The organism is Marivirga tractuosa DSM 4126, assembly GCF_000183425.1.
Classification (GTDB): Bacteria; Bacteroidota; Bacteroidia; order Cytophagales; family Cyclobacteriaceae; genus Marivirga; species Marivirga tractuosa.
Genome location: NC_014759.1, coordinates 3,932,512 through 3,950,482 on the forward strand (window position 1 = coordinate 3,932,512; position 17,971 = coordinate 3,950,482).

The 17,971-nt window shown below is 35.1% G+C and carries 11 protein-coding genes; 7 read left to right on the forward strand and 4 right to left on the reverse strand.

Translation table 11 applies throughout. The features are described 5' to 3' along the window. Positions 1-5: 5 nt before the first annotated feature. From sov to FTRAC_RS16710, 7 genes are all read left to right on the forward strand, one after another. Positions 6-7,166 (forward strand): T9SS outer membrane translocon Sov/SprA, encoded by a 7,161-nt coding sequence (gene sov / locus FTRAC_RS16680; protein WP_013455453.1) that lies wholly within the window; start codon positions 6-8, stop codon positions 7,164-7,166. A gap of 155 nt (positions 7,167-7,321) precedes the next feature. After that, on the forward strand, positions 7,322-7,702 hold the full coding sequence (gcvH, locus tag FTRAC_RS16685) for a glycine cleavage system protein GcvH (protein WP_013455454.1): 381 nt from the start codon (positions 7,322-7,324) through the stop codon (positions 7,700-7,702). An 80-nt stretch (positions 7,703-7,782) separates the two neighbouring features. Continuing rightward, positions 7,783-8,076: a VanZ family protein gene (locus FTRAC_RS16690; RefSeq protein WP_245545988.1), complete on the forward strand. Its 294-nt coding sequence runs from the start codon at positions 7,783-7,785 to the stop codon at positions 8,074-8,076. Positions 8,077-8,162: 86 nt separating this feature from the next. Next, complete coding sequence (locus FTRAC_RS16695) at positions 8,163-8,840, forward strand: energy transducer TonB (protein WP_013455456.1); 678 nt, start codon at positions 8,163-8,165, stop codon at positions 8,838-8,840. A gap of 139 nt (positions 8,841-8,979) precedes the next feature. Beyond that, positions 8,980-10,308, forward strand: a complete 1,329-nt coding sequence (rmuC, locus tag FTRAC_RS16700) for a DNA recombination protein RmuC (protein ID WP_013455457.1) — start codon at positions 8,980-8,982, stop codon at positions 10,306-10,308. A gap of 30 nt (positions 10,309-10,338) precedes the next feature. Next, entirely contained in the window at positions 10,339-11,118 is a 780-nt protein-coding gene (locus tag FTRAC_RS16705; RefSeq protein ID WP_013455458.1) for a peptidase associated/transthyretin-like domain-containing protein, read from the forward strand. Between the two features lie 108 nt (positions 11,119-11,226). Continuing rightward, positions 11,227-11,955: a carboxypeptidase-like regulatory domain-containing protein gene (locus tag FTRAC_RS16710; protein ID WP_041649942.1), complete on the forward strand. Its 729-nt coding sequence runs from the start codon at positions 11,227-11,229 to the stop codon at positions 11,953-11,955. Positions 11,956-12,151: 196 nt separating this feature from the next. Here the strand turns inward: FTRAC_RS16710 and FTRAC_RS16715 are convergent, their stop codons facing one another. From FTRAC_RS16715 to recQ, 4 genes are all read right to left on the reverse strand, one after another. Further along, positions 12,152-12,619 (reverse strand): gliding motility lipoprotein GldH, encoded by a 468-nt coding sequence (locus tag FTRAC_RS16715; RefSeq protein ID WP_013455460.1) that lies wholly within the window; start codon positions 12,617-12,619, stop codon positions 12,152-12,154. Further along, a complete protein-coding gene (locus FTRAC_RS16720) occupies positions 12,619-13,860 on the reverse strand; it encodes a PSP1 domain-containing protein (protein WP_013455461.1) in 1,242 nt (413 codons plus the stop codon). Before FTRAC_RS16720 ends, FTRAC_RS16715 begins: the two co-directional genes overlap by 1 nt. Before the next feature lie 165 nt (positions 13,861-14,025). Continuing rightward, entirely contained in the window at positions 14,026-15,315 is a 1,290-nt protein-coding gene (gene purD / locus FTRAC_RS16725) for a phosphoribosylamine--glycine ligase (RefSeq protein WP_013455462.1), read from the reverse strand. A 97-nt stretch (positions 15,316-15,412) separates the two neighbouring features. Beyond that, the gene (gene recQ / locus FTRAC_RS16730) at positions 15,413-17,590 is read right to left on the reverse strand and encodes a DNA helicase RecQ (protein WP_013455464.1); all 2,178 of its coding nucleotides are present in this window, start codon (positions 17,588-17,590) and stop codon (positions 15,413-15,415) included. Positions 17,591-17,971: the final 381 nt, after the last annotated feature.

The window sequence follows — 17,971 nt, forward strand, 5'->3', positions numbered from 1 at the left end:
GTATTTTGCTAAGTAGAAGCACTCAACTTCTTTTAAGGGTATTCACAATTTTTACTTTCATTTTTGGAGGTAGTAACAACCTATACGCCAATTTTAACGGCAATGCTTTCAATTTGTTCCAAGAAGTTCAGCAGTCTGCGCAACAATCTCAAGATACCGTAAAAACTGATTCTACAAAAACGGATAGTGTAAGAAATTATCAACCTACCAGGAGGCCTACCTACCAAGCTCAGGATCGATATGGTGACCCTTTTTCAAACCAAACCAGTAACAGCCCATTATTGCTGGAAGATCCAGCGGCCTTAAACATGGACGTGAAAATTGATACCGGATTTAATTATTCTATTTATGAAACTATTGGGGATATAAAATTCAGGCCTACTTCTTCAATGTCATATGAGGAATTTTCGGATTACCAAGATGATAGAATATTAAAAGAGTATTGGAAAGAACGCTCCTTGGGTTTAGATGGTGAAAGTGCTGTAAGTGGGCGTTCACTTATTCCACCTCTTTATGTTAGTCCTGTTTTTGATCGACTTTTTGGTGGTAGCTTTGTAGAATTGGTACCAAACGGATTCATCACTCTTGATTTTGGAGGACGGATTACTAAAAATGAAAATCCAAATCTTCCAGTACAGGCTCAAAAATATTCCAGTTTTGAATTTGATCAGCAAATCAATATGAATGCTGTAGGGAAAGTGGGTGAGAAATTGGCGATTACTGCGAATTTCGCTAATAATAACTCTTTTAATTTCCAGAATGATTTAAAGGTAGAGTATACTGGATATGAGGAAGAAATATTGAAGAAAATTGAAATAGGTAATGTCAGTATGCCTGTCAATAATTCTTTATTGTCGGGTGCGCAAAATTTATTTGGTGTTAAAACACAAATGCAGTTTGGACATTTATTTGTAACCAGTGTTGCTTCAACTCAAAGAGGAAAAGCAGAAAGTATAAAAGTTGAAGGCGGAGCTCAAAGGAAAGAATTTCAAGTCAGAGCCTCAGATTACGATGAAAACCGACATTTCTTTTTAGGACATTTCTTCAGAAACAATTATGAAAGATGGCTAAGTGGTTTGCCAAGGATCAATTCTAGTTTAGATATCAGAAGAGTTGAAGTCTACGTGCTTAATAGAAATGAGAATACACAGAACATCAGATCAGTAGCGGCCTTTATGGATTTGGGTGAAGCTAATCCAAATAATATAAATGAAGATCAATTCTTAAAACCTGGGTCTCCATCAAATAGCCCAACTGATAATGATGCCAATAATCTTTGGAACAGTATTAATAGCTACAATAAAGATTATGATAGTTTTTTAAATACTCTGGAAACATCAAATCCTAATTTATCTCGAACTGTGGATTACGAGATTATTAACGTAGCTAGAAAATTAGATGCTACTGAATATAGTTTCAATAAGGAATTAGGTTACATATCCCTTAGAAGACAATTGCAAAATGATGAAATGCTTGCAGTGTCCTATGAATACACCTATAACGGTAGACGGTTTCAAGTAGGTGAAATGGCTGAGAATTACGGTAGTAGGTCCAATGATGAGGTAGTTTTATTGAAACTATTGAGGCCTTCAAAAATTAATGTTGAAGTTCCTACCTGGGATTTAATGATGAAGAACATTTATAACCTTCAAGGTAGTCAAATAACGCAAGAGGGCTTTCAATTAAGAATTATTTATCGAGATGACAGAACTGGTCAGGATAACCCAAGTTTGCACGAAAGTTCATTAAGGGATATACCGCTATTAAGGGTGTTTAATTTAGATAGTCTTAATCAAAATAATGATCCGCAACCAGATGGTAATTTCGATTATATTAATGGTTTAACAATTAATCAGAATGAGGGGAAAATTATTTTCCCTGTTTTAGAGCCTTTCGGGAGTAGCTTAAGCCAGCAGTTTCGAGATGATGAGCAAACTTTTAGAGGCAAGTATGTTTTTAATACACTCTACGAATCCACCAAAAATGATGCGCAACAGTTAACTTCTAAAGATAAATTTTTTATAAAAGGTCAATACGAAAGTAGTGGCTCTGCTACGGAAATTGCCCTACCTGGATTAAATGTAGCCGAAAACTCTGTTCGGGTCAGTGCTGGGGGCACTCCTTTGCAAGAAGGAATTGATTATCGAGTGGATTATAATCTAGGTAAGGTGATCATTTTGAATGAAGGGATTCTTAGTTCAGGACGTGATATAGACATTGATTTCGAAACCGAAGATATGTTCAATTTCCAATCCAAAACATTAATAGGAACTCGATTTGATTACGTAGTAAGTGATAAAATTAATATTGGAGCCACTGTGCTTCGCCATACGCAACGACCGCTGGGTGTCTCTCGCTACACGATTGGTTCGGAACCTTCAAGTAATACGAAGTGGGGCTTGGATTTGAACTACAGTGATGAGGTGCCTTTTTTAACCAAGATGGTTGATTTCCTTCCTTTTTTAGATACAAAGGCGCCATCAACCCTCACCTTTAGAGGAGAATTTGCTCAACTGATTCCTTCTACTAGTAGTCAGGTAGATGGTCAGGGAACAGCTTATTTAGATGATTTTGAGCAATCTGTGACAGTAAATAATTTAGGAAGTGATTTTGTAAGTTGGAAGATGGCGGCCACTCCAGAGACGGAGGATAATAGATTTAAAGACCAAGGAAAGTGGGGTGCTAATAAAAAGAGAGCAAAGTTAGCTTGGTATAATATCGATAATACGACAATTTATAATACGAATGGTGCCAATGCAGCAGTCATTTCTGAAGAAGCACGGGAGAATCATTATTCGAGAGGTATTGTAATGCAGGAAATATATAAGAATAGAGACCGGAATGTTGGTAGTAATATCTTGCAAACATTTGATATTTCTTATTTTCCATCCGAGCGAGGTATGTATAACTTCAATAGCGACCTTACAAATGATGGATTACTTAAGAACCCCAAGCAGAATTGGGCCGGAATAACAAGACCTATCACCTCTGAGGTAGATTTTGACAAGAATAATATAGAGTATATTGAATTTTGGTTGATGGATCCATTTATTGATACTCCAAGGGGAGTGATAGATGATGGGACTGAGGATGCAACAAATAACACTACAGGTGGAAAATTATATTTTAATTTAGGCAGTGTTTCGGAAGATGTGCTACCTGATAATAAGCTTGCTTTTGAAAATGGATTGCCAGAAGAGTACAATAATGAAGCAGGAGTAGATATTACAGAAGAGGGAAGAGTACCTGCTGATCCACCTATAACTAATGTTTTTTCTAATAATGAAAATGCCAGACCTAATCAGGATGTTGGGCTAGATGGAGTTAGAAATGACCAGGAATCAGAATTTTATAGTGATTTTGTGAATGAGATCAATGCTAATCCTGCTATTTCTGAAGAAGCAAAGGATCGTATTTTAGCAGATGTTGCCGCAGATAATTTCAGATATTTCTTGGGAGATGATTTTGATGACAGGGAAGCACCTGTTATAGAGCGATATAAGAACTTTAGTAAAACAGAAGGAAACACTCCCGGGAGTAGTGGTGAAGAAACCTATAATCCTTCCGGCAGTCGTTTTCCTGATTCAGAAGATTTGAATAACGATAAAACGGTATCCACTTTGGAAGAATATTATGAATATGAAGTTGCACTTAATGAAAATGACCTCAATGTTGCTACAAATCCATTGATAGTAGATGAAGTGACGGCTTCTGATGAAAATGAGAATGTGAAATGGTATTTGTTTAGAATTCCAGTGCGAAATCCTTCCCGAACACAAGGAGATATTCAGGGTTTTAAATCAATCCGATACATAAGAACGGTTTTATCAGAGTTTGAACAGCCAGTTGTTTTAAGAATGGCTGACTTTAGATTGGTGGGGTCTCAATGGCGAAAATATAATGGTTCATTAGAGCGGGCAGGAATTATAGAAACACCAGAAACTAAACCTTCAAATCTAGTAATATCATCTGTTAGTATTGAGGCAAATTCTGAAAATGGGCCAGGCAAAGTTCCCTATGTTTTACCGCCAGGAATTACAAGGGACCAAGATATTGCTGCCGTAGCGAATCAAGTAAGACAAGATGAAAAGTCCATTCAATTGTGCGTGGATGATCTGGAAGATGGTAAAGCTGTAGCAGCCTTTAAGAATGTGAATTTTGATTTAGTTAACTATGGCAGGCTTAAATTATTTCTTCACGCCCAAAGCCCAAATGTGAACAATGACGAAGTTACCGCTTTTGTTAGGTTAGGTACAGATTTTGACGATAACTACTATGAAATTGAACTTCCACTAACAATAACTCCTTACCAAACTACAGATGCAAGAGAAATCTGGCCATTAGAGAATGAAATCGACATGGATTTAGATCGCTTGTATGAGCTGAAGGCCAGAAGAAATAGAAAACTGGGAAATCAGAATGTTTTGTTACCCTATATAGAAGAATCAGGGAAATATACTATAACAGTAAGAGGTAGACCAGATATGAGTTCTGTTCAAACCATGATGATTGGGATAAGGAACCCTGAAGGAGGAAGTACTATGCCTCAAGATCTATGTATATGGGCAAATGAGTTGAGGGTAACAGATTTTGATCAAACGAATGGTTGGGCGGCAAATGCAACTTTAAATGCTCAATTAGCAGATTTTGCTAACATAACTTTAGGCACCAGTTACACTACTGTGGGCTTCGGTGGGATTGAACAAAATATTGCCCAAAGAACAAGAGAAACCAGCGAAGCCTATGATGTTTCGGCAAATATTAGCTTAGGTAAATTCTTTAAGGAGGAAACCGGCATAAAAATACCGATGTATTTAGGCTATCAGACTTTTACTGCCACCCCATTTTTTGACCCTAGAGATCCTGATATTCCACTAACAGCTGCTTTAGAAAGTTTTGAAACTGCGGAAGAAGCTGAAAGCTATCGACAATTAGTGATAGATCAAGAAGTAAGAAGAAGTATAAACTTCACAAATGTCCGAAAAGAAAGAAAAGAAACGGACAAGCTAGTGTGGCCAATTGCCATTTCTAATTTCGATTTTACATATGCTTATAGTGACATCTTTCGAAGCAATTTGCAAACAGCAGAATTTGCTACAAAAAATTATAAAGGGGCTGTTGGATATAACTACGGGTTTCCAAACACAAATATCGCACCTTTAAAGGATGTCGATTTTTTAAGCTCACCTTATTTAAAATTAATTCAGGATATTAACATAAATCCTTTGCCAACCAGTTTTAGTTTGAGGGCTGATTTGGACAGAAGTTATGTGAAAACGCAGTTGAGAAACGACAGGTTAACGATTGATGGGATTGAGCCGCAATTTCAAAAATCATTTACCCTCAATAGAAATTACAATCTTGACTGGAACTTAACTGAAAATATCAATATAAACTATACAGCAAGAGCTTTCTCAATCATAGATGAACCAGCTGGAGAAATTAATAGTGAGGTAAAAAGAGATTCTATTATGACCAATCTTCAAAACCTTGGAAGGATGAAGAATTTTGATCAAAGTGTAGTAACAGGATATCAATTACCTTTAGGCAAATTCCCATTAACGGATTGGATTTCTGCGGAAGCTCGTTATAAGGTTGATTTCAATTGGACGTCTGGCTCTTTAAATCAAATAGATACTTTAGGGCACCTTATTCAAAACAGCAATGAATGGGGACTGAATTCCCGATTAGATATGAATAAACTTTATAATAAAGTAAAGATTCTCAATAAAATAAATAATCCCCCAAGGTTAAGAGCAAACCAAAAAGATACGACATGGAGTCAACCTGGAGCACCGATAGTTAAAGGGTTTTTAAAATTATTAATGTCCTTAAAAAATGTAACAGGAAGTTATTCTGAACGAGGTGGTACTATGTTGCCAGGCTTTAGAAACAGAGCTTATTTATTTGGATTAGACTCATCACTAACAGCCCCTGGTTTACCATTTGTATTTGGTAGTCAAGATCCATCTATTCGATATACTGCTGCTGAGAATGATTGGTTGGCTAGATCTACTTCCCAATCAAATTTCTATACTCAATCCATTGTAAAAACATTGGATCTAAAGGCTACTCTTGAACCAGCAAAAGATTTAAGTATTCAACTAGATGTTAATCGAACTGTGAATGAGAATTATAGCGAGTTATTTAGATTTAGCGATGAGTCAAATTCATTTGTAAATCTCACCCCTTCAAGAAGCGGTAATTATATCATGAGTTATAATATGATAAAAACATCATTTGTCCCTACTGATGATTCATTTTCACCTTTATTTGAACAAGTCAGGGAAAATAGAGAAAGCATTAGGCAAAGGCTTTCATCCGCTAATACAAGTGGTGGAGAGTATCAAATCAATCATCAGGATGTATTGATTCCATCATTTCTTGCTGCTTATTCAGGTACTTCAACGGATGAAGTATCAACAAATCCATTCCCTAAATTACCTTTACCAAATTGGCGAGTAGATTATAAAGGCTTAACTAATATTAAGGCGATTAAAGATGTTTTTCCAAGTGTTAGTTTGAGTCATGCTTATGTATCAACTTTAACCATCAATAATTATATTAATAATGCAGTATACAGTCAAGAAAGTGAATTAAACTTAAGTAATAGCATAGAAAAGTATCCTTTACCAACAGCTGTTTCTGATAGTGGTTTCTATTTACCCGTATATACAATTGGTCAGGTATTGATTTCGGAGCGTTTTTCTCCTTTAATTGGGGTGAGTTTAAGGAGTTCTGGAAGGTTGACGGCTAAATTTGAATACAAAAAGGAGAGAAATGTAGCCTTGAGTACAGAAACTTCCCAAATAACAGATCAAAAGAGTAATGATATAGTAGTTGATATAGGCTTCACTGACCCTAATTTCACACTACCATTTAAGGTTCAAGGGCGGACTATCTCGCTAGATAACGATTTAACCATGCAGCTGAGTATTACCGTGAGAGATACTGAGGTTGTGCAAAGGACATTAGATGATGGTAGGAATGTTCTTGTAGATGGAACCATCAACTTCCAACTTCGACCAACTGTAAATTATACAGTTAACGAGCGTCTGAATCTTAATTTTTATTATCAAAGAAACTTCAACGAACCAAGGGTTCAAAATTCCTTTCCTACAACAAATACGGCCTTTGGAGTACAAATTCGGTTCGGATTGCAATAATTATTTTTGCATCCAAAAAAAGAGTGTAATTTTGAGGGATTATTAAATAGTAACTCATGAAATCGAGATTAAAATTCAAATTTGAAATATACACCAATCGAAAATGAATTATAATCAAAGATTCCATATAACAACTTAAAAACAATTATATACATATGAATATACCTGCGAATTTAAAATACACTAAAGATCACGAATGGGTGAGGGTTGAGGGTGACGAAGCTTATATCGGTATAACAGATTTTGCTCAGCGCGAATTAGGTGATATCGTTTATGTTGAAGTTGAATCAATTGATGAAGAACTTGATGAAGGTGAAGTTTTTGGTACTGTTGAGGCTGTAAAAACGGTTTCTGATTTGTTTATGCCGGTAGGAGGGACAGTTTTGGAATTTAATGAAGATCTTGAAGATGCTCCTGAATCCGTTAATGAAGATCCATACGAAAAGGGCTGGATGATTAAGTTGAAGCTTTCCGACCCATCTTCTGTCGATAAATTATTATCTGCTGAAGATTACAAAGAATTGATAGGGGAATAAGTATGTTTCTCAGGTATAATCTGTTTGGGATTATCTGGTTTTTGCTCATTTTGCTGTTAGGACTAACACCAGGTGAGTCAATGCCTTTAACCAATGTATGGGACTTCCTAAGTTTTGATAAAATAGCTCATTTTATTGTATTTGCCATACTTTGTTTTTTGCTGGTGCTTGGTTTTTCCAAACAATATACCTTTTTGTTTATTCGTTATAATGCTGTACTATTAGCAATTGCCATTAGCTTTGGTTATGGTTTGGCAATTGAATTATTTCAGACCTTAATCCCTGACAGAGGTTTAGAATTTGCTGATATCTTGGCAAATTCACTTGGAGTTTTTGCAGGATGGTTTGTATTTTATTTGATTTATAAAATTTAATTGTATAAAAAATCGAAAAGATTGTAAGGATAATTTGAATTTTATTCATTAAATAATAGTTTTACTATCTAAACGATGCTTTAATTATGGAACTTAAAAAGAATCCGAAAGCTGACATCAATAAAAAGTCGACATTATTCCTAAATATAGGATTAGTGGTGTCTATCTCTTTGGTGTTTTTTGCTTTTGAATACAAATTTTATGATGAGGGACCTGCCATGGATTTAGGTCAGGTTAATGATGACATGGAAGAAATCATGGAGATTCCGCCAACGGAGCAACCACCTCCCCCGCCACCAAAAGTGAAGCTTCCTGAAATTATCGAAATTCCTGATGAAGAAGAAATTGAAGAGGAAATTGAATTGGACTTGGATATGGACATGACGGAAGATGATGCTATTGAAGATATGGTGTTCGAAGAAGAGACTGAAGAGGAAGTGGACAAAGTTTTCCAAATTGTAGAGCAACAAGCGGAGCCTGCAGGTGGTATTCAAGCTTTCTATGATTACGTGGCTAATCAATTATCAGATAAATACCCAAGACAAGCTCAAAGGATGGGTATTGAAGGTGTTGTTTATGTGCAGTTCGTAATTGAGAAAGATGGTTCATTAACAGATGTGACAGCCGTTAAAGGTATTGGTGGAGGCTGTGATGAAGTTGCTGTTGAAGTAGTGAAGAACTCTCCAAAATGGACTCCAGGTAGACAAAGAGGTAGAGCAGTACGTTCTCAGAGAGTAATTCCAATTAGATTTGTATTGAACTAATATATAATTACATTAAGTGTATAAAAGCCGGTTAATCCGGCTTTTTTTTGCTCTTTACATTTTACAGTCTTTGTATTAAATCTGTCCTTGCAAATCTTTAATTTTGAAAAATGTTAGATAGTATCATAATAGTAGTTAAATGGAAATAATAGCAGTTGTCATTGGTTTAGCAGTTGGGGCAGTCCTTGCTTACTTTATAGTGAAATCTCAGAGCAGAGGTGGGAATGAGATAGAGGCTCTAAAAGAAGAAAAGCAGCAGTTATTGACTGAACTGAGTGTAATAAAAAGTCAAAAGGAGAACTTAGCTACTGAATTGAAGAACGAAAAAGATACTCATGCTCAAGAGAGAGAAAAAAATGTTCAACTGAACAGGCAGTTATCAACAGTCGAATCAGATTATAAAAATCTTAAGATTAAGTTAGATGAACATAAATCAGAATTAGCCGAACTTCAACAGCAATTTAAGAATGAATTTAAAAATTTAGCTCAAGAAATTTTTGAAGAAAAAAGCAAAAAATTTACCGATCAGAATAAAACTAATATCGGTGAACTGCTTAATCCGTTGAGGGAGAAAATTGATAAATTTGAAGAGAAAGTCGAGAAAAGTAATAAAGAGAATCTGATTTGGAACAGTGCTCTAAAGGAACAAATCACATCCTTAAAAGAGTTAAACCTTCAAATCACTAAAGAGGCTGAAAATTTAACAAGAGCCCTTAAAGGTGATTCCAAATCTCAGGGAAATTGGGGCGAAATGCAATTGGAAGCCATATTGGAAAAAGTAGGTCTGCAGAAAGGAGTGCATTATGAGAAGGAGAAAAATTACAAAAATGAAGAAGGAGATAATCAAAGATTAGATTATATCATCAAAATGCCTGATGACAAGTATTTAGTTTTAGATTCTAAAGTTTCCTTAACGGCTTACAGCAACTACTTTGATGCCGATGATGACGTGAAACGTGCTAGATTTTTGAAGAATCATTTAGATAGTATGTATTCCCACATAAAGACCTTGGGAGACAAAAATTATCAAAATCTTTACGATATTAATCAACCAGATTATGTTTTAATGTTTATTGCCAACGAACCAGCTTTAACTATTGCCTTAAAAGAAGACCATAGTCTTTATGAAAAGGCATTAGACAAAAACATTGTATTGGTGTCCACCACTACTTTGATGGCAACCTTAAGGACTATTTCCTATATCTGGAAGCAAGATTTGCAAAACAGGAATGCGATTGAGATCGCTACACAAGCCGGAGCCTTATACGATAAGTTCACCAACTTTACGGATGATTTATTAAAGGTGGGTAATAACTTGAAAACCACTCAAAACAGCTATTCTGATGCTATGAAAAAGCTTTATGACGGGAAAGGAAATTTGATCAGAAGAACTGAAATATTACGAGAATTAGGTGCTAAGACTACTAAAAATATAGATAAACGCTTGTTAGATAGATCAACTGAGTAATATTCCATTCTTCAATACGTTTGTTTGTAAATGCGTATTTTATTTACAGGAATATTCATCTTTATAGGGAGTCAGTCAATTTTAAGCCAAAACCAGTTTGCGGGGTTCATTCTGTCTTCTGAGGATTTTAGCAGTATTGAGGGTGCTCATATTTTGAATGTTTCAAAAGGCAAGTTAGCATTTACCAAAAGTAAGGGGGAGTTTCAGATCCCAGCGGATATAGGCGATACTTTAAGCATTTCTTATGTAGGATTTCAATCTAAGCAGATAATAATTGAAAATTTCGATTTCAAAGTATTTTCTTTAAAACCAGAAGTAGTAGAACTAAAGGAAGTTCAAGTGACTAGAACTCCAGAAGATGAATACAGATTTAAGAAAAGGATTATTAAGCAAGAGATGATTGAAACAGAGCCCTTTATTCCATTTGGAGTTACACCAGGTAAGCCAAAAGGGAAAATTCCTAAACAATATGAACGCAAAACGGAGGTTGTATTTGGAGCAGATGAACAGTTCAATCCTTCAGTGACAATTCCAATATCATATTTTACAAAGAAGTACAGTAAAAAACACAAAGCTAAAAGAGATTACTTTGAATTGAAGGCGTCAAAAGAACAACGGATCTTAAATCAGAAGAAATATAACAAAGAGATGATAACCAGACTAACTGGTTTGAAAAATCGACAATTAATGGATTTCATGAGTTTTATGAATCTTAATAAAGATTTTATAAGCGCTGCAACTGATTATGAAATAGTAAAGACGATCTTAGATTCGTATAAAAAATATCAGGCTAAGATTAGCCTGGAATAATCCTGAGTGCATAATTTGATTTTTGAAAATTTTTAAATATAATAAGTCCTTACTTTAATACGTTTTGCCCAAATGAAGAAAAGCTTGTTAATATTCTTCCTTGTATCAATGTCAATATCTGCTTTAGGTCAGACACAAGAGCTACAAGGAGAAATTACGTCCAGTGCGGATAGCTCACCGATTGAAGGTACCCATATTGTAAACACCACTGCCAATAGAATGGCCATTTCAGATGAAAATGGAAGTTTTTATTTAATTGCTAAGGAGGGAGACACTCTAGTAGTTTCAAATGTAAATTATAATACGAAGCAGTTTATAGTTAAAAACTCAAAGTTTTTAACTATTAGCTTGAATCCAGCTAGCATTCAGTTAGAGGAAGTAAGGGTTAGTAATTTGCCAGAGACCGAAGCAGACTTCAGGAATCGCATTGTAAAAATGGGTGTTCAAGCTGATAATAGCTTTGAGATTGCAGGTATGCCACCAGCAAAATCAAAAGGCAAAATTCCGAAAAATTATGATCCTGACTATACCAACTCGGTAGGATATGCAATCAATAAACCCATCTCATTTATTGTCAAAAAAATAAGTAAAGCCCATAAAAATAAGCTAAAGTATTATCAAACCGTAGCAAATAAAGAATCTACTATATCGAATAGCAAGAAGTATAATCCTGAAATAGTAAGTGAATTAACAGGATTGAAAGGTGATGAACTAACTGATTTTATCCAATATCTCGACCTAGATCCTGCTTTTGTGAAAAGGTCAAGTGAGTACGATATTGCTGTTCGGATTTTAAAAGAATTTGATTATTATAAAACTGACTCGCAAAAAGGTTGAGTTCAGGCATATCAATTCATTCTTACCGTAATTAGTACTTTTCTTAGCAAAATTTTCTTAGAAAGAATTGGATTGTGTATTGATGGAGCTGAAGCTAATTATTGATTTAAATATTTCAAATATGAAATTCTATTCTTTACATGGAAGGAAATGTTTTGGTGTATTATGTTGAAATATTAAAAAATAGACATTGACATTAGTTTTTAATTTGTTCGATTCTAATGCCAGTAGACACAATACCCTCTAATTCCATTTCTCTCATATATTGTTTTAGTTCTATTTTGTATTTCCCTTTTTGATGGAAAAACACTGAATCTTGCAGAATCAATTGATGTGAATATAGGTCACTTTGATGATCTCCGTAAGGTTTTCCAGTTTTGGCTTCGAAAAGTTTTAGGTTTACTAATTTATCTTCCATTAAATTAGTAGAATCTCTAAGCTGGTAATTAATATAAAGGTTTCGGTATGGATACTCCATGGTATTTCTGACATTCAATTTGATTTGATACGGAATTTCAATGCTATCAATTTCAAAGTTAAAAACAGCTGATTCCTCCATATTCCAGATTCTATCTTTGAAATCATGGTTGTTTTCATAGTATCTTTCCTCAGTACAAGCAAAGATAAGAAATGCCATAAATACCGTGCTGTATATTGCCCTCATTATTCTTTTTTATTGTTAGGGTTGTTTCTGTTTTTATTAAACCTTTTTTTGTTCTTATGCTTTTTAGTATTGCCTTGAGGCTTTTCTTTAGGAGATGAATTAGGCCCTTTCTCAGCTTTGATTTTGTTTGGATTAAACTTACCGCCTTTCTTCTTTTTCTTTTTAGGTTTAGAAAATTTACGGTCTAATTTAATTAAATCACTATTGATCTGAACCGACTCCTCAATCTCAAGAATATCTTCCATTAAAGTATCCGGTTTTTCACCTTGCTTATTGAGGGCAATTATTTCTGCCACTCTCTCGACTTTGACAGGATGCCAGATATTATCCTCGGAGTAACTAAACCACATGATTTTACGAAAGATGTCGGTTTTCTGTAGAGTTAAACTGCCTCTTTTGGTTTGAATCGGTTTTTCAACATCAGGAATACCACTTAAAGCTTCCATATAAGTATCCAATTCATAATTCAGGCAACATTTTAGTCTGCCGCATTGTCCAGAAAGTTTACTTGGATTTAATGATAGGTTTTGATAACGAGCAGCACTTGTTGATACACTTTTAAAATCTGTAAGCCAAGTGCTACAGCATAGCTCTCTTCCGCAACTGCCTATTCCTCCAATTCGTCCGGCTTCTTGACGAAGAGAGATTTGACGCATTTCCACCCTGATTTTAAATTCACCTGCTAGTTTTTTAATCAGTTCCCTGAAATCTACTCTTTCTTCAGCTGAGTAGTAGAAAGTAGCTTTGGAGTTATCTGCTTGAAACTCTACATCTGAAAGTTTCATCTTTAATTTAAGCTCTTGAATTACCTCTCTAGCTCGGTACATGGTCGGCATTTCCCTATTTTGTACCTCATGCCATTTTTCAAGGTCTTTGTCAGTGGCAATTCTATATACTGCTTTTATTTCATCATCGTTTTTAACCTTCTTCTTTTGCATCTGCAGACGGACCAATTCACCTTGCAGGGAAACATATCCGATGTGATGCCCATTTGGTACATCCACGACTACAGCATCTCCTGTAACTAATTCTAGGTTATGAATATTTCTAAAGAATTCTTTTCTGCCGCCTTTAAATTTGATTTCAACTATATCGAAATTATCGTAATTAGGGAAATCCATATTGGACAACCAGTCGAAAGAATTCATTTTATTGCATCCGCCTGTGCTACAACCTCCATTATTCTGGCAACCTGTTGTGGTGCCTTCTTTATTTTTAGTTCCGCATGATGAGCATCCCATAATCTATCTATTTAAAGCTGTGTTTATTCACAGCATTCTACATTTAATTAAAACGAATACCAATTCCTCAAAAGAAAAATAGAGGGATATTCATTTGATTACATTAGTGTAAGTTTTTTCTGTCTCCTAGAAATTTAAGCTTGCATAGAGTTTCCTCAATAGTGGTCATTGACCTTGTAAAGCAAGCAAGTCCTGACCAATGTCTTTTCTGTAATATATATCATCCCAACAGACTTTATTTGCGCCTGCATAGGCATTTTTTAAAGCAACTTCCAAATTTTCTCCCATTCCTGTAATGGCTAAAACTCTTCCGCCAGCTGTAACTACCTCGTTATCTTTTTGAGCCGTGCCAGCATGATATACTTTTGCATTCTCCACATCATTCAAGCCCTTTATAACTTTTCCTTTTTCATAACTTTCAGGATAGCCGCCAGCTACTAATACAATCGAGGAAGCAGTTTGATCGCTTATTTCAAACTCTTCATTTTTTAAGTCTTTGTTTTTCAAGCTCTTGAATATAGATAGCAGATCACTCTTCAATCTAGGAAGTACCACCTGAGTTTCAGGATCTCCCATTCTCACATTATATTCAATAACATAAGGTTCTCCTCCAACATTCATTAATCCAATAAATATAAAGCCTTGATAGTCTATTTTGTCCTTTTTTAAACCATCAACGGTAGGTTTAATGATTTTTGATTCTACCTTTTCCATGAAGGTAGAATCTGCAAATTTCACGGGAGAAATGGCTCCCATTCCGCCAGTATTTAAGCCTGTGTCACCTTCTCCAATTCTCTTATAATCTTTAGCAGCAGGCAAAACTTTATAGTTTTCTCCATCGGTTAAGACAAAAACAGATAGTTCAATGCCTGATAGAAATTCTTCAATGACTACTTTTTCACTTGCAGCTCCGAATTTTTTATCTTTCAGCATTTCCGTTAAACTTTGCTCTGCAGTCTCAAGGTTTTCACAGATCACTACTCCTTTACCTCCCGCTAGTCCATCTGCTTTTAAAACATAAGGAGGCTTTAGTGTTTGCAAATAGGAAAGTCCTTCTGATAAAGTGGCTTTATTAAAAGTTGAATAGGCTGCAGTAGGAATACTATGTCTTTGCATAAAGCTTTTAGCAAACTCTTTGCTTCCTTCTAATTCTGCCCCTGCTTTGCCAGGCCCTACTATTTGAATCTTTTTTAATGTACTATCAGCCTCAAAATAATCCCTGATTCCTGCAACTAGCGGTGCCTCAGGCCCTACAATAATCATTTCAATAGAATTTTTCGAGCAAAACTCAGCTATTCCCTTAAAGTCTGTAAGGGATAAATCGATGTTTTTTGCAATTTGTGCAGTCCCTGCATTTCCAGGGGCTACAAATAGTTTATCACAATCATTGCTTGCGGCTATTTTCTCAGTAAAAACGTACTCTCTTCCGCCAGAGCCTAATATTAATATGTTCATCTAGTTAGTTCAATTTTTTCGTTTTCCCTTAGGAAAAGTAATGTGTCGACAGTAAAATTAATGAAAAAAATGACCGCAAATAATGCGGTCATCAGAATTAGTTTGCGTAAGTAGATAAAAACTTAATACGCATAAGCCTTAAATCCTCTTCACTAAATTCTTCATCAAATTCGTCCATGGCATCATCAATGCTGTCCGATTCAGCTGAAAGGAAGTATTCCATGATTTCTTCCTGTTTGTCATCATCGATAATTTGATTTAAGTAATAATTTAAATTTAAGGTGGTGCCTGAGTAACAGATATGTTCTATTTCATCGATCAACTCTTCAAATGAAATATCTTTCATCTCCGCAATTTCCTCCAGATCTATTTTTTTATCAACCTGCTGGATGATGAAAATTTTCATTTTTGATTTGTTCACCGATGATTTGACCATTACATCCGCAGCCGTAATGATATCATTTTCATCAACATATTCTTTGATCAACTCCATAAAAGGCTTTCCAAACTTCCGGACTTTTCCTAAACCAACTCCGTTGACAGCTGCCATTTCCTCATTTGTAGTAGGGTAGGTAGTTGCCATTTCCTCTAATGAAGGATCTTGGAAAATCACATAAGGAGGAAGATTTTTAGATTTAGCAACCTTTTTCCTTAATGCTTTAAGCTGAGTGTATAAAGTTTCGTCAAATGCCTTCGCAGAAACAGCGTCCTTCTCAATCTGATCCTCATCACCGTCATCAGTATAGACGTGATTGACAGTAAACTGTATATCCGTAGGGTTTTTAAGAAAATCTTCACCTGCTTTGTTAATTTTTAGAACTCCGATATTTTCAATATCTTTTTCTAAATAACCATACAGCATGGTTTGTCGAATTACTGATTTCCAAAACTCCACATCTTGATCTGCTCCCACACCATGAACGTCAAGTTTGTTATGATCATAGCTTGTAACGTACTGGTCTTTGGAACCTCTAATTACATTCACCAAGTGATTGATGCCAAATCTTTGATTAGTTAACTTTACAGTTTTTAAAACTGTAATCATCTCATCTTTTGCATCAAATTTTTCTTTGGGGTGGCGGCAATTATCACATTTTCCACAATAGTCAGCAAATTCTTCTCCAAAATAATGGAGTAACTGCTTCCTTCTACAGACAGAAGATTCTGCATAAGAAGACATTTCTTCTAAGAGAAGTTTAGCATTTTCCTTCTCGGTTACAGGCTTGTCTTTATTGAATTTCTCCAGCTTAAGAATGTCATTATAACTGTAGAACATAAGGCAATCACCAACTAGACCATCTCTTCCAGCTCTTCCTGTCTCTTGGTAATACCCTTCTACAGATTTTGGAGTATCATAATGAATTACAAAGCGTACATCTGGCTTGTCAATTCCCATTCCGAAGGCAATAGTGGCCACAATGATATCTACATCTTCGTTTAAGAAGTCATCTTGATTTTTCATCCTGGTAGCACCTTCTAAACCTGCATGGTAGGGAGCTGCATTAAATCCATTTACGTTTAGAAATTCAGCAATTTCTTCAACTTTTTTCCTGCTCAAGCAGTAAATAACACCACATTTCCCTTTTCTCTCATTTAAGAATCGGATGAGTTGTTTCTTGGCTTGATTTTTTGGTCGAACCTCATAGTAAAGGTTTTCTCTGTTAAAGGAGGATTTAAAAACATTGGCTTCCTCCATATTCAGATTTTTCTGAATATCCAACTGAACTTTAGGAGTTGCAGTGGCGGTAAGGGCTATAATCGGGATATTTGAAATTTGCTGTAAGATGGATTTGATCCTTCTGTATTCTGGACGAAAATCGTGTCCCCATTCAGATATACAATGGGCTTCATCTATTGCAGCAAATGAGATATTTGCCTGTTTTAAAAATTCAACATTTTCCTCTTTGGTGAGAGATTCAGGAGCAACATAAAGAAGTTTCAAGTTACCACTCATGACTTCTTTTTTTACCCTTTTGGTTTCAGTTTTAGTTAATGTTGAATTTAAAAATGCGGCATTGACTCCCAACGCAACCAAAGTATCTACTTGATTTTTCATCAATGCAATCAATGGGGACACTACCAATGCAGTTCCTTCTCTAGAAATTGCAGGTAATTGGTAGCAAAGTGATTTCCCAGCCCCTGTAGGCATGATCACAAAGGTGTTTTTGCCGTTAATAAGGTTTTGCATGATCAATTCCTGGTTTCCCCTGAATTGATTATATCCAAATACCTCTTTTAATTTTTCTTTTAAAGTAGCTTCTTGCTCTTCTATCATTTCTTTAGCACAAATTGCTTAATTAATAACTAATTTATTCAATCTCATGTCAAATTTAATCGCTATTCATGAGATACTTTGAATTTAGTAAAAAATATTAAAAAAATTGACTTAAAATCTTTATTTAATAATGCTTTCAGTGTAAGAATATTATCAATAATGTTCTATTTATCATTAGCATCTAATAACGGTGTTGCTATTACAATATTTAGTTAGAGGTTGTATATTCTGTTATGTTTTACAATGCAGTTATTATTTTGCATTTTTGAATTCGAAATTTTTAGAAAATAACATTTGCATTGTAAGGGGCGTTAAACGACCTATTAACTGCTACAAGCAAATTAAGGTAGATTTTTTAATTCGGGCTATTTTTCAATTGGT